Below are 12,391 nucleotides of genomic sequence, written 5' to 3'. Positions count from 1 at the left end.
TGAACTCAAACATATAAGGCTTCCGAAATGATTTAAACACAACCACTCAATTTCGAGCGATGCAAGTCGTTAAAAGCCTGAAAGAGCAGAAGGATTTTGAGGAGAGGTTTTACGTTAAAGAGGAGGGAGAAACTGATGAAAAGTACGGATGTAATCCGTTCAAGCGACCCATGGAAGATTACATAAAGAAGGGTTTCGTCTGCATAGACAAACCGATGGGTCCAAGTAGTCACGAAGTCGTTGTTTGGGTTAGAAGAATTCTTGAAGTTGAGAAAACAGGGCATACGGGAACTCTCGATCCGAGAGTTACTGGAGTTTTACCGATAATGATAGAGCAGGCTACAAAGTTAGTGCACATCCTTCAAGGTTCTGAGAAGGAGTACGTTTGTTTAATGAGGTTGCACGGAGACGTAAGAAGGGAGGATATTGTAAGGGTAATGAAGATGTTCGAAGGGAAGATATACCAGAGACCCCCACTGAAATCTGCTGTAAAGAAGCGTTTGAGAATTAGAGAGGTTAAAAAGATCGAGATTCTTGAAATAGACGGTAGAGATGTCCTATTTAAGGTAACAACGGAAGCAGGAACTTACATAAGAAAGCTTTGCACGGACATAGGAGAGGTTTTGGGGTGTGGAGCGCATATGCAGGAGCTTAGAAGGACGAGAACGGGAATATTCACCGAAGACCTGTGCTACACCCTTCAAGACTTACTTGACGCATATGTCTTTTGGAAAGAGGAGGGAGAAGAGAAGTATCTAAGGCAAATAATAAAGCCGATGGAGTTAGCTGTTACGGACATTCCGAAGGTAATTATAAAGGATACCGCCGTGGATGCAATATGCCACGGTGCGGATTTAACTGCAAGAGGGGTTTGTTACATCGAAAGAACAGTTAAAAAGGGTAGGAGAGTTGCAATATTCACACTTAAAGGAGAGCTTGTAGCTCTGGGAGTGGCAACTATGGATGCGGAGGAGATTTTGAGGACAAACAGGGGTGTAGTTGTAGACGTTACGAGAGTTATAATGGAGAGGGGAGTTTATCCGAGAGCTTGGAAGAGATGAGGATCGCAATATTGATTCCCGTCTCACCTTTCGAACCCCTTGAAACTGTTTCGAAATCTGTCGAGAGGTTAAAAAAGTTGGACTTGAAAGGTTTCGAAGTTAAGATTGTTTACGTCGTAGATAAAAAGAATCCTAACGACGAAAGAGTTGATTTCCTTAAGAAGGCTGGAGTAGACGTTTTGGTTAGAAACAGCAATAGAGGTAAAAGGGCTGGTGCAATAAACGACGGTATCGAATTTTTAAAGGATTTTAATCCTAAATACCTCGTCATATTCGACGTAGATTCTAATCCGAGTGTAGACTTCGTTAAAAACTGTGTTTACGCCTTAGAGAATGATGAGAAGGCTTATTTAGCTTCAACCAGGAGATACGTTTACAATCCCATAAATCTGCCTTCAAAGACGGTGTGGCTCGAATACCATCTGATAAACTTTCTACTCAAGAGAACCAAGTTCAAGCAGTTCAACGGGTTGATAGGTGTAGTGAGGTTTGATCTAATTTCGAAGTATCGTTTGAATGAAGAAGCGGTAGCTGAGGATGCCGATTTTGCTACAAGAATGCACTGCTTAGGTTACAGGGCTTTGCTCGTTGAAGGTAAGCTTTTTGAGCAAGCTCCTATGAGTTGGAAGGATATATTCAATCAGAGGTGCAGATGGTACTACGGGGGATTGCAACTTTGGAGATACTTTAAGGATGTTTTAAAAACGAAGAATTGGGGTTTTATAACCTCTTGGATTTCCTCGTTAACTTTAACTTATGTCGTATCCTTATTTTTACCACTTCTACCGTTAGGATTGCCGTACATGATCCACAAGATAGGGTTTAAGGAAGCTTCGAAGGGTTTCGTCGGGTTGCTCATTCATGTAACGGTTTTACAAACCGCATCGATTTATTCAATAGTCAAGTTCTTGATCGGAAAAAGAGTTGAATGGAAGCCCGTAGAGAGGTTTGAACAGATCAGCTGACAGGCTCGTAAACTATGCCCAAATCCCTTGCATACTTATAAGCTTCTTCCATTTCCTCTATCGTAGGCCTTCTGGCTATATCCTTATACTTTTCAGGATACTTCAAAACCTTGAAGAGTGGTCTGTACTGCTCCATTATGTTGACCAAAGCTCTTGGGCAGTTTTCCGCAATCCACTTAAGCACGGGTTTTGTGCAACATTCCAAGTGGTTTGGTAGGACTAGATGTCTTATGATTATATCACTCCAATCGTGAGCCCACTTTATGTTTCTTGTAACGACACTCCAGTAGTTCTTAACCAAGCTGAGTCTCTCAGCACATCTGTCATTTCCGTACTTCAAGTCGGGTAACCATATGTCTATAACCTCTCTCAAAAGCTTCATAGTCTCAACGCTACAGTACATGTTGCTGTTCCAAAGCTGTGGAACGTTCACGTTCAAATACTTGAAGCTCTCGAGTATTACGTGGAGATTTGGAGTTGGATCACCTCCGACGTGGTTTATGTTCCTTGCACCAGTTAACCTCAACTCCTCCTGTATCGAAGCGAGTTTTTTTGCATCGACAACCTCTCCATCATTTGGATACTCCTGACTTATGTCGTGATTCTGGCAAAATACACATTTGAAGTTACATCCGCCGTAGAATATCGTCCCGCTTGGAACTAGAGGAGCTTCTTCACCGTAGTGGTGGAAGTAGCTGTGGACGTTTGGCCACTTAACACCACAAACACCTACCTCTCCTTTAGCCCTGTTAACTCCGCACTTTCTCTCACAGAATTCGCAACTTTCGAGAATTCTATAAGCTATATCCACCTTCAAATCCAAGAAATTTGGGCTTGCATCTGGAATCTTTTCGATGTCAATCTTTCCATCCTTGACAGCTTCTAAGAATTCGTTAAATACCTTAGATTTCTCATCGTGAATCTTCCAAAGCTCTTTCAGATCAGCGTCCTTATCGTAATCAACGTGAATCTTCTTACATATAATGAACTTGGCGGGCATATCATCGTTCATAACCTTGTAGTACCAGCTAAGCCTCTCCCTAACAACTGGATTCTTCCAAACCGCTATTGCGTCAGGTCTCAGATTCCACATGATGATTAATTTCCTCAACAAAAGTTAACGTTTATTCTCAAGAAGCATCTCCAAGTAAGATTTCGTTATTGGATTCCTTAAACCGAATTTATCCGCAATCTTGAAGACTAACCTCTTAGCTTCTTCAACGTTCTCACTCTTTATTTCTATCTCGACAAACCCACCCAAATCTTTGACGTTATCTATGCAGATTGTTGCATCCCCCATTCTGTATATTCTTCTAACTTTGAAGACTTCAGCTACTGGTTTAAAACCCAGCTTTTTCATAATTTCTACGGCTTTATCAAAATCGCTTATCTCAACTTCTATCTCCTCTCTCGTCTTGGTTTCCCTATCGATTTTCGGACCCTTGTACGTCAAGAAAACCTTCTCAGATTTTCTAACCCTCAAAGCTTCATCAGTCTCTAAGAAATCTCTGCAAGGATGGTTGAAGTAGATGTCCCTTTCACAAACCTCGCAGACGAACTCTGCAACTTCTTCAATCTTTCTTTTAACATTCTCTTCAAGCCTAAACTTGACTTCAACCTCCATGATTTAAATTTCGTTCAGTTTACTAATCTTATGGAGATAAAACCAATCGGATACGTAGTTGAAGAGAACGTAATTGAGATTTTACCAGATTACGAGGAAGGTTTGGAAGGTCTTGAAGAGGGTACTCACATCTGGATCCTCTACTACCTCCACAAGGCTAAAGAGGCTTTGAAAGCACATCCGCACGGAGATAAGAGTGTTATAAGAGGTGTTTTCTCCACTCGCTCTCCGAACAGACCAAACAGGATAGGTATGAGTTCTGCTACGATAAAGAAGATTGATGGTAGGAGAATTTATCTCGATTACTTAGATGCTTTTGTAGGAACACCTATTATAGACATAAAGCCCTACGCTGAAATATACGATTGCATTGGCTCCGTTTTAAGTGGAGAACAGATAAGGAAGAGAATTCTCTACGATAAACTCATTGAGGATTACATCGATCTTGACGTTCAGATTCAACCAAACGGATTTGATTGCACCTTGAGAAGCGTTCTTAGGATCAAAGGGACTGGGAAGGTCGGATTTAGAGAGAAGGAGATTCCGGAAGTTGAGGAAATTCCTTTCGAAGATGATTGGTTGTTCTTGCAGAAGGGATTCTACAAGGTCATTCTTAACGAAAGAATAAACATGCCAAACGATCTGATGGCTTTAGCGAGACCTCGATCGACATTGATAAGGTGCGGTGCAAACATTCTTACAGCCGTTTGGGATGCTGGGTATAGCGGGAGAAGTGAGGTGGGGTTGGTAGTTTACAACGATGGAATATGGTTGAAGAGGAATGCAAGGATAGTTCAGTTAGTTTTCATAAAGTTGGCTGAAAGAACAAAGCCTTACAGCGGTAGCTATCAGTTTGAAAATGTTTAAGGTGGCTGTTTTATGAATCCGAGTTCCATCAACTTCCTTATCTTTTCCTGAGCACTCTCAATTAACTCCTTGCACTCTCTGTAAATCTCATCTCTGCTCATTTTCAGCCTCGCAACACCCTGTTCTATAGCCTTTAAAGCTACAGCGGTAGCTACTTCTGGAAATACATCGCTTTCAGTCATACGGGGAACTATGTAATCCTCACTCAGTTTTGGCTCTGCAAACTTTGCTAAAGCTTTTGCAGCTTCAATAGTCATTTCATCCGTTATAGTCCTAGCTCTGACTGTCAAAACGCCTCTAAAGACTGCTGGGAATACAAGAGAGTTGTTGACCTGATTAGGAAAGTCACTCCTCCCAGTGGCTACTATTTTAGCTCCAGCCTTTTTGGCCTCATCCGGAAGTATTTCGGGAACTGGATTTGCCAATGCGAAGACTATTGGGTTTTCAGCCATCTCCTTAATCCACTCTGGCTTTATTACGCCCGGTCCGGGTCTGCTCGCAGCGATTACAACGTCAACGCCTTTCAAAGCCTCCTTAATTCCCCCAACTCTTCCTTCAGCGTTCGTCTTCAAGCAGAACTCCCACTTGTAAGTGCCCTTTAAATCTTCTCTATGCTTTCCAAGTATTCCCTTGCTGTCTACAAGGAACATGCTCTCAGGCCTTGCGCCGAACTTTTCAAGCAACCTCACGGTTGCAGTGTTAGAAGCTCCGACACCGACAACTGCAATCTTAACATCCTCTATCCTTTTACCTACAAGCTTAAGAGCATTTATTAATCCCGCCAAAATTGCTGTAGCCGTTCCTTGCTGGTCATCGTGCCATACGGGGATGTCTAACTCACTTCTCAGTTTTTCGAGAATGTAGAAACACTTCGGCGTCGATATGTCTTCGAGGTTTATGCCTCCAAAGGCGGGAGAAATCTTCTTTACAATTTCTATGAATCTATCGGGATCCTGTTCATCAACGGGCAGTGGAAATGCATCGACACCACCCAGATACTTGAAAAGTAGAGCTTTACCTTCCATGACTGGTAGAGATGCCAAAGCTCCAATGTTTCCCAACCCCAAAACCCTAGAACCGTCTGTAACTACGGCTACCATATTCCATTTCGATGTATACTCGTATGCAGTATCTGGGTCATCCTTTATCTTCAAGCAAGGCTCAGCAACACCCGGTGTATAATAAACAGCAAAGTCGTCCAAGTCTCTTATCGCGCATTTCGGCAGTACCTCTATCTTTCCCCTGTAGAACCTATGCCAAGCCAACGGCTTCGAAACTTTCAAACGATCACCTCCAGTGAAAAGTTAATTCAGTTTAAAAGAATAAGAGGTTTTCCATTATATCCCCAAGTAAGCCTTCTTGATATCTTCTGACTTTTCAAGTTCTTCGGCCTTCCCCTCTATCTTAATTTTTCCCTCAGCCATCACATAAGCGTAATCGGCTATAGCCAAGCTGAGATGTACATTTTGTTCAACTAGAAGCATTGTCACTCCTTCATCCTTTAGCTTTCTTATTGTCTGAAAGATTTCAAGAGTTAACTTCGGTGAAAGTCCTAAACTCGGTTCATCCAATATGAGCACTTCAGGGACGCTCATTAGCGCTCTTGCGATTGCAAGCATCTGTTGTTCTCCACCGCTCATTGTTCCAGCTTTTTGATTTAATCTCTCTTTCAATCTCGGGAAGAGATTAAAAACAAATTCCAGTTGGTCCTCAAAATGATCCTCAGCTCTCTTAGTGTACGCACCCATCTCCAAATTCTCAAGTACGGTCATGTTGGGAAAGATCATCCTACCTTCGGGAACCATAACCATTCCAAGTTCAACTCTTGAATGAGTAGATAGCTTGGTGACATCTTGGCCGTTGAAAATAACGTTACCCTTCCAAACTGGAACTAAACCCATAATGGCTCTCAAGAGTGTAGTTTTTCCACTTCCGTTAGAGCCAATCAGAGCTGTTAGACTTCCCTTCTCAACCTTAACTGTTACACCCCAGAGTACCTGCACCTCACCGTATCCAGCTTCGATCTCTCTCGCTTCGAGGATGGGCAAGCTTATCACCTCCTAAGAAGTTGAAGGACTAGTTCAGGATCTCCAAGATAGGCCTCTATAACTTTCGGATCATTGGCAACATCCTCTGGTTTACCCTCAGCTATTTTCTTTCCGTAGTCAAGGACTATCACTCTATCAGATACGTTCATTATCGCATGCATGAGGTGCTCTATCATCAGTATGGTAATTCCGCTGTCTCTGATGTCTCTAATAATTTCGATCATCTCGGACACCTCAGCGGGATTCAATCCCGCCAAAACCTCATCCAGAAGCAGAAGGTCAGGCTTAGAGGCTAAGGCCCTTGCAAGCTCAAGTCTCTTTTTCTCAGGTACGTTGAGCTTTCCTGCTGGCAAATCAGCCTTTTCATTGAGTTTCACAAGCTTTAAAACATCATCAGCTATTTTCTCTGCCGATTCTAAGTCCATATATTCTTTTCCAAAGCACGCACCAACCATTACGTTCTCCTTAACACTCAACTCACTCAACGGCTTGACTATCTGAAAAGTCCTCGCTATACCCAATCTCGCAATCTTGAACGGAGGCAACCCTGTTATATCTTTACCATTGAATATCACTCTTCCCTCCTCCGGCTTATACACACCAGATATTACGTTGAACAGTGTGGTTTTTCCAGCGCCGTTCGGGCCTATGATACCAACTATTTCCTTTCTCTTAACCTCAAAGCTCACGTTGTCAAGGGCGACCAAACCTCCAAATCTCTTGGTGACTCCTTCAACTTTGAGTATCATTCCAGATACCTCCTTAACTTGGGTAATTTGTCGCATATAAATCCGACAATACCCCTAGGCATGAAGAGGACAATCAAGAGAAGTATGACACCCGAGATTGCCATGTGAAGGTTCTTGAAGGCCTCACTGACGAGGAGGTAACCCCTAATTCTTTCGTAAGCTACAGCGCCTATGAATGGCCCTGCAATGGTACCGAATCCACCGAGCATTACCATGAATATCATCTCTACCGATTTTGTAAGGTGGAAGGCCACTCCAGGTTCTATGTTTCCATTCTTAAAGAAGAATATTGCTCCTACCATACCCGGGAAGAATGCTGAAAGTGCGTAGGCTAAGGATTTGTACGATCTTGTATCGACACCCAGAGATATTGCTGCGTCCTCGTCCTCTCTTATAGCTAAAAGTCCAAGTCCAAACTTTGACTTCTTAACGTACCAGCTCACAACCACAACTGCCAACGTAACTACAAGCATGAGGTAGTAGGACAGCCATATGGCATTTTCTGGACCTCCGTAGGGATTGTATACATCTATATGGAGATATATACCTTCAGCACCGCCTATAGGCTCTAAATTTTCAACAAGTGCCTTAATAGCTTCGTTGACTCCTATCGTCGCTATTGCAAAGTAAGCACCTCTAAGCTTCAATATAGCCTGACCCAATGCGTAAGCTATGATAGCCGAAAACAGTCCACCGATAATCATCGCTGGAATTATACTGAAGCCGTAGTACTCTATCAGAGATATTGCGACGTAGCCTCCTATACCGTAGAAGACAATGTGTCCAAAGCTTACATAGCCAGTATAACCCAGCAGTATGTTCAAGCTTGATGCAAGTGCTATGTACATTAGCATGATGAATACGGTCTCTCTGAGAGTTACGCTTTTCGTTACTACCGGTAGTAGACCCATCGCGATTATGACTGCTACAACCCAGATCAGCGAAATTGTTGGTTTCCTCATACTTCACCCCCCAACAATCCTCTAGGTTTCAGCACGAGCACCGCTACGAGTATTGCAAACTCTATGAATGGAACTAAACCCGTAGTAATCTGCATAGTTGCGACGTTTTCAATAATGCCCAGCACAAGACCTCCAACAAGGGCACCTAGGGGGTTACCCAAACCACCCAAGACACATATGACGAAGCTCTTCAACTCGTAAACTCCACCGGACAAGATTGTGAATGGAAATATGGTCGCTATAAGCGCTCCAGCAGTCATTGCCAAAGCAACACCTATTCCGAAGCTTAGTGCTAGGATTTTTGTTGTGTTAATACCCATGAGCTCTGCCGCAGTTCTGTTCATCGACACGGCTCTAACAGCCTTGCCAAGTTTTGTTCTGTAAAGGAATATGTAAAGTAATGCTGTAAGTATTACAGATATTACGCCAGTAGCTACCTTTGTTCCGAGTATTGTTACGTTGCCTATCGCTACATAACCCAGATCTATGTCTATGGCATATGGTATTGTCGTCCAGACGAATGTACCAACACCAATTATGAATAAGCTAACGCTAAAGGTTGAAAGGAGTGTAGAAAGCTCAGGAGCATCTATAACTCTATGCAGAGCTACAAAGTATGTAACCATACCCAAAAACAGCCCCAATCCAAAGATAGCTGGAACTCCCAAATAGGGGTTCAAGCCATACGTGAAAAGGTAATACGCGACAAACATACCCAAGGCTATAAAGGCACCGTGAGAAAGGTTTATGACACGCATAACACCGAATATGAGGTTCAAACCTATCGCAGCAAGACCGTAAACAAGCCCCAAGAGAATCCCACTTATCAAGCAATCTATCCAAATGTCTATCAAGAATATCACCTCCTAAAATAAAAATTAAAAATTTAAATGACTTTTCTTCTCAGAATGTAAGTTGCACATAATCCAGCTACTGCGAATACAAGCTCAAAACCGGGGGTCTTCTCTGTAACTGTTGTTTCCACTACTTCGGTTCCTGCCTCTGTTGGACCTTCCTCGAACTTAATGTAGAGAGGATACACGAGATCTGCTGACTTTGCCTCCTCTGGCCAGACTACCTCCTTTATAAGCTCGCCATTCTTCTTCTGCCACTGCAGATAGACCATTTCGTGTCCCTTTTGCCTGCCATAGTATTCTCCAGTATCAAAGCTTATTCTACCGTAGAACGTCATTATATCCATTTTTTCAAGTGCCTCTTTGACCTTTTCAGTATCAAGCGTTCCTGCATCTTCTATTGCCTTCTGCAAGATCAATCCAGCGACATATCCACCAGCGGCATGGTATCCCGGTTCGTATCCGTAAGCACTCTTGTACTGTTCAACAAACTGTTCAACGGTAGGCCCGTACCACTCCACTCCAAGCTTCTCAGCTATTTCCTTACTGTATTTAGCCTGTGGCTCCCACTGAGAAGGACCTGTTACGTAAAGTGCCGCATCACCTATTTCTGCAAACTCTGGAACAGCTGGAGCGACAAGCAGAGATATTAACTTGACCTTTACTCTCTTCTCGTACAACTGCTTTGCAAAGTTCTCTCCATCGGCGAAGTGTCCACCTCCAATTATAGCATCAGGATTCGATGCAAGAATCTTGTTTATGAACGATGTGAAGTCTGTCGTTCCAGAGGAATAGGGCTCAAATAATACGACGTCAAAGCCATTCTCCTCGGCGTACTCCTTAACTGCTGTACACACATCCTTTGCAAACTTACTGTTCTCGTACACAATCGCTACTCTCTTAGCATTTGGATCGGCCGCTTTGAGCATGTCTATAGCTCCAGTGAGGTATCTGCTCGCTGGTGTGTAAACTTGGAATATATGCTTGTAACCCTTGTTGAATATGCTGTCTGAAGCAGCTCCAGTTGCTATCATGATCTTACCGTACTGCTCAGCTATGATTGCGGCGGAAGCAGTCAAACCACTGCTGTACGGACTGATTAGGAAGTCAGCATTATCCTCAGTTATAAGCTTAGCATACAACTGCTGAACCCTATCCTTGCTACTCTCATCGTCGTAGAAGACGAGTTTGACTGGGAGCTTTTTATCCAAAGACTTAACATATATTCCACCCTGAGCGTTTACATCGTCAGCCCAAAGCTTTAAGCCTTGATACTGTTCTTTCGATTCAGAGTTATACTTACCAGTCTGAGACATCGTAAATCCGATTATTATCGCGTCTTTCGCCAAAACTGTCGGTGTCAGCAGCAGTAACGCTACCATAGCCACGCAAAAGGCTCTTTTCATTACCACCACCTCAATCAGTTTTCAATGATCTTTCGTAATCGAAGCTGTAGTTATAAATGTTACTAAAAAGATTGACATTGATAGTCAGTGTCAAATTAGCTCGAACCAAACTGACTAAATTTAAATATGGAGCGACCGAACCCAATGGAGCTATGAAAGTTCAACACGATATCGTTATTGTGGGAACGGGATTGGCCGGAATGAGGTGCGCGATTGCTATTGCAGAAAAGAGTAAAGAAGCATCGGTCGCACTAATATCAAAGACTTATCCTATAAGGTGTCACAGCGTTTGCGCTGAAGGAGGGACTGCAGCGGTTCTACAGCCAGAGGATAATTTTGATCTCCATGCTTGGGATACTGTAAAGGGTTCGGACTTTCTGGCTGACCAAGATGCTGTAGAAATCTTTGTAAGAGAATGTCCTAAGGAAATCTACGCTTTAGATAGATGGGGATGTCCTTGGAGCAGAACTGAAGACGGCAGAATAGCACAGAGACCTTTCGGGGGACACTCCTTCCCAAGAGCAACGTTTGCGATGGACAGAACGGGTTTTCATGAGGTTCACACACTCTACGAGAGATTGCACGTTTACGAAAACGTCCACTTCTACAACGAATTCTTCACAACCAACCTGATTGTTGAAGATGGAAGAGTGAAAGGTTTGACAGCAGTGGACATGAAGAATGGAGATTTGATAGTGTTTGAGGCAAAGGCTGTTGTTATAGCGACTGGCGGAGCTGGAAGGCTATACGGATTCACTACGTACAGTCATACAGTCACTGGAGACGGAATGGCCATCGCTTACAGATGTGGGGTACCCTTGAAGGATATGGAGTTCTTCCAGTTCCACCCAACTGGTCTAGTGCCTTCAGGAATACTAATAACTGAAGCTTGTAGAGGAGAAGGGGGATATCTCATCAATAAAGAGGGAGAGAGATTCATGAAAAAGTATGCTCCAGAGAGGATGGAGCTCGCTCCAAGAGATGTTGTTGCGAGAGCTATGTGGAAGGAAATAATAGAGGGAAGAGGTTTTGAAAGCGAAAACGGCCCTTACATAGCCCTAGACCTAAGGCATTTGGGTGAAGAGAAGATAGAGGAAAGATTACCTTTAATAAGGGACATGTGTAAGAAGTTCGTCGGCATAGATCCAGTTGAAGAGCCGATTCCTGTAAGACCAGTTGCGCACTACACCATGGGTGGTATTCACGTTAACGTGAACTGCGAAACACCGATAAAGGGTTTGTTTGCCTGCGGAGAATGTGCCTGCGTGAGTATTCATGGTGCAAATAGGTTAGGGGCAAATTCAACTGCCGAATGCCTTGTTTTCGGAAGGATTGCAGGTGAAAAAGCTTTAGAGTACGCTTCTAAGGTAGATTTCAAAAGCGTTAGCAGAGAAGAGTATCTGAAAGAGGAGAAAAGGCTGTTCGATGAGATGCTCGGAAGAAGTGGAGACGAAAGTCCATACAGGATTAAGAAGGAGTTAAACGAGACTATGGATAAAAACCTGTGGATATTCAGAGAGGAAAGGGGAATGAAAGAGGCTGTGAGAAAGATAAAAGAGCTCAAAGAAAGGTATAGGAATGTGGAAATTGTTGATAAATCAAAAGGCTTTAACACCGACCTAATCTCAACCATAGAGCTAGGATACATGCTTGATTTGGCTGAAGTGGTTGCATATTGTGCTCTCCTGCGACAGGAAAGTAGAGGTGCCCATTACAGGTTGGATTATCCAGAAAGAGATGATAAAAACTGGCTGAAGCATTCCCTAGCCTACAAGACATCCGATGGAGTTAAAGTTGATTACATACCTGTTACGATCACCAAATGGAAGCCTGTTGAAAGAAAGTACTGAGGTGA

12 protein-coding genes and 1 pseudogene are annotated in these 12,391 nt (G+C 43.1%); 5 read left to right on the top strand and 8 right to left on the bottom strand.

The features are described 5' to 3' along the window. Positions 1-59 precede the first annotated feature (59 nt). Positions 60-1,061 carry an RNA-guided pseudouridylation complex pseudouridine synthase subunit Cbf5 gene (locus ARCPR_RS09245; protein ID WP_012941232.1) on the top strand — a complete coding sequence of 334 codons (1,002 nt, stop codon included), beginning with the start codon at positions 60-62 and terminating at the stop codon, positions 1,059-1,061. After that, entirely contained in the window at positions 1,058-2,026 is a 969-nt protein-coding gene (locus tag ARCPR_RS09240; protein ID WP_012941231.1) for a glycosyltransferase, read from the top strand. Before ARCPR_RS09245 ends, ARCPR_RS09240 begins: the two co-directional genes overlap by 4 nt. Here ARCPR_RS09240 and ARCPR_RS09235 read toward each other — a convergent pair. Both ARCPR_RS09235 and cyaB read right to left on the bottom strand, forming a co-directional pair. Further along, positions 2,019-3,119 (bottom strand): radical SAM protein, encoded by a 1,101-nt coding sequence (locus ARCPR_RS09235; RefSeq protein ID WP_012941230.1) that lies wholly within the window; start codon positions 3,117-3,119, stop codon positions 2,019-2,021. The two genes, ARCPR_RS09240 and ARCPR_RS09235, sit on opposite strands and share 8 nt — an antisense overlap. Before the next feature lie 24 nt (positions 3,120-3,143). Beyond that, positions 3,144-3,650: a class IV adenylate cyclase gene (cyaB, locus tag ARCPR_RS09230; protein ID WP_012941229.1), complete on the bottom strand. Its 507-nt coding sequence runs from the start codon at positions 3,648-3,650 to the stop codon at positions 3,144-3,146. Between cyaB and tsaA the strand changes: the two are divergent. Then, positions 3,543-4,016: pseudogene (gene tsaA, locus ARCPR_RS10235) on the top strand (tRNA (N6-threonylcarbamoyladenosine(37)-N6)-methyltransferase TrmO); the annotation flags it as partial. The gene cyaB and the pseudogene tsaA sit on opposite strands and share 108 nt — an antisense overlap. Before the next feature lie 3 nt (positions 4,017-4,019). Then, positions 4,020-4,517 carry a deoxyuridine 5'-triphosphate nucleotidohydrolase gene (locus ARCPR_RS10230; protein WP_048084985.1) on the top strand — a complete coding sequence of 166 codons (498 nt, stop codon included), beginning with the start codon at positions 4,020-4,022 and terminating at the stop codon, positions 4,515-4,517. On the opposite strand, the gene ARCPR_RS09220 is transcribed toward ARCPR_RS10230, so the two are convergent. The 6 genes from ARCPR_RS09220 to ARCPR_RS09195 are packed head-to-tail and all read right to left on the bottom strand — an operon-like array spanning position 4,514 to position 10,536. Further along, on the bottom strand, positions 4,514-5,800 hold the full coding sequence (locus ARCPR_RS09220; protein WP_012941227.1) for an NAD(P)-dependent malic enzyme: 1,287 nt from the start codon (positions 5,798-5,800) through the stop codon (positions 4,514-4,516). The genes ARCPR_RS10230 and ARCPR_RS09220 overlap by 4 nt on opposite strands. Positions 5,801-5,854: 54 nt before the next feature. Beyond that, positions 5,855-6,565 carry an ABC transporter ATP-binding protein gene (locus ARCPR_RS09215; RefSeq protein WP_012941226.1) on the bottom strand — a complete coding sequence of 237 codons (711 nt, stop codon included), beginning with the start codon at positions 6,563-6,565 and terminating at the stop codon, positions 5,855-5,857. 5 nt (positions 6,566-6,570) lie between these two features. Further along, entirely contained in the window at positions 6,571-7,314 is a 744-nt protein-coding gene (locus ARCPR_RS09210; RefSeq protein WP_012941225.1) for an ABC transporter ATP-binding protein, read from the bottom strand. After that, the gene (locus ARCPR_RS09205) at positions 7,311-8,276 is read right to left on the bottom strand and encodes a branched-chain amino acid ABC transporter permease (RefSeq protein ID WP_012941224.1); all 966 of its coding nucleotides are present in this window, start codon (positions 8,274-8,276) and stop codon (positions 7,311-7,313) included. The genes ARCPR_RS09210 and ARCPR_RS09205 overlap by 4 nt, the downstream gene beginning before the upstream one ends. Next, positions 8,273-9,130, bottom strand: coding sequence for a branched-chain amino acid ABC transporter permease (locus tag ARCPR_RS09200; protein WP_012941223.1), 858 nt, complete (start codon positions 9,128-9,130; stop codon positions 8,273-8,275). Before ARCPR_RS09200 ends, ARCPR_RS09205 begins: the two co-directional genes overlap by 4 nt. Before the next feature lie 32 nt (positions 9,131-9,162). Beyond that, complete coding sequence (locus ARCPR_RS09195) at positions 9,163-10,536, bottom strand: ABC transporter substrate-binding protein (protein ID WP_012941222.1); 1,374 nt, start codon at positions 10,534-10,536, stop codon at positions 9,163-9,165. A gap of 152 nt (positions 10,537-10,688) precedes the next feature. Here ARCPR_RS09195 and ARCPR_RS09190 point away from each other — a divergent pair, with 152 nt between their 5' ends. Then, positions 10,689-12,386, top strand: a complete 1,698-nt coding sequence (locus ARCPR_RS09190) for a succinate dehydrogenase/fumarate reductase flavoprotein subunit (RefSeq protein WP_048084662.1) — start codon at positions 10,689-10,691, stop codon at positions 12,384-12,386. Positions 12,387-12,391 lie beyond the last annotated feature (5 nt).

The organism is Archaeoglobus profundus DSM 5631, assembly GCF_000025285.1.
Taxonomy (GTDB): domain Archaea; phylum Halobacteriota; class Archaeoglobi; order Archaeoglobales; family Archaeoglobaceae; genus Archaeoglobus_B; species Archaeoglobus_B profundus.
The sequence above is the reverse complement of the archived record's forward strand: the minus strand, read 5'-3'. Positions and strand labels throughout refer to the sequence as shown.

What these genes read in the sequence shown, in the direction of transcription:
- ARCPR_RS09245 (WP_012941232.1), top strand. Translation starts at nt 60, where the DNA reads ATGCAAGTCGTTAAAAGCCTGAAAGAGCAGAAGGATTTTGAGGAGAGG.
- ARCPR_RS09240 (WP_012941231.1), top strand. Translation starts at nt 1,058, where the DNA reads ATGAGGATCGCAATATTGATTCCCGTCTCACCTTTCGAACCCCTTGAA.
- ARCPR_RS09235 (WP_012941230.1), bottom strand. Translation starts at nt 3,119, where the DNA reads ATGTGGAATCTGAGACCTGACGCAATAGCGGTTTGGAAGAATCCAGTT.
- cyaB (WP_012941229.1), bottom strand. Translation starts at nt 3,650, where the DNA reads ATGGAGGTTGAAGTCAAGTTTAGGCTTGAAGAGAATGTTAAAAGAAAG.
- ARCPR_RS09210 (WP_012941225.1), bottom strand. Translation starts at nt 7,314, where the DNA reads ATGATACTCAAAGTTGAAGGAGTCACCAAGAGATTTGGAGGTTTGGTC.
- ARCPR_RS09205 (WP_012941224.1), bottom strand. Translation starts at nt 8,276, where the DNA reads ATGAGGAAACCAACAATTTCGCTGATCTGGGTTGTAGCAGTCATAATC.
- ARCPR_RS09195 (WP_012941222.1), bottom strand. Translation starts at nt 10,536, where the DNA reads ATGAAAAGAGCCTTTTGCGTGGCTATGGTAGCGTTACTGCTGCTGACA.
- ARCPR_RS09190 (WP_048084662.1), top strand. Translation starts at nt 10,689, where the DNA reads ATGAAAGTTCAACACGATATCGTTATTGTGGGAACGGGATTGGCCGGA.